The following is a 270-nucleotide window of genomic DNA, read 5'->3' as shown; positions in this document are numbered from 1 at the left end:
ACCCAGAACTCCGGGTATTCGCGGCCGTAGGCGACTGCGCCAGGGGGCGAGAACGCGCGTTCACCCGCGGGGGGGGAGGAGCCGTGCGCGGAGGGCGGGGGCGTTGTCGCGCTGTGTGGGGCCTGTGTCTTATATACATCTGAGGCGGCCACAGAACCCCGGGTATGCGCGGCCGTAGGCGACTGCCAGGGTGGGCGAGTACGCGTTTGCAACCGAGGGTGGCGAGGACCTGATCGTAGAAGGCGGTGGCCTTGTCGAACTGATTGGTGC

General features: G+C 67.8%; 1 pseudogene. It reads right to left on the bottom strand.

Annotated features, from left to right (window positions below):
- Positions 1–153 precede the first annotated feature (153 nt).
- Positions 154–270 (bottom strand): annotated as a pseudogene (locus ACQ4LH_RS22070) (VOC family protein); the annotation flags it as partial.

The organism is Pseudomonas peli (assembly GCF_050563605.1).
In the GTDB taxonomy this organism is placed as follows: Bacteria; Pseudomonadota; Gammaproteobacteria; order Pseudomonadales; family Pseudomonadaceae; genus Aquipseudomonas; species Aquipseudomonas peli_A.
The sequence above is the reverse complement of the archived record's forward strand: the minus strand, read 5'-3'. Positions and strand labels throughout refer to the sequence as shown.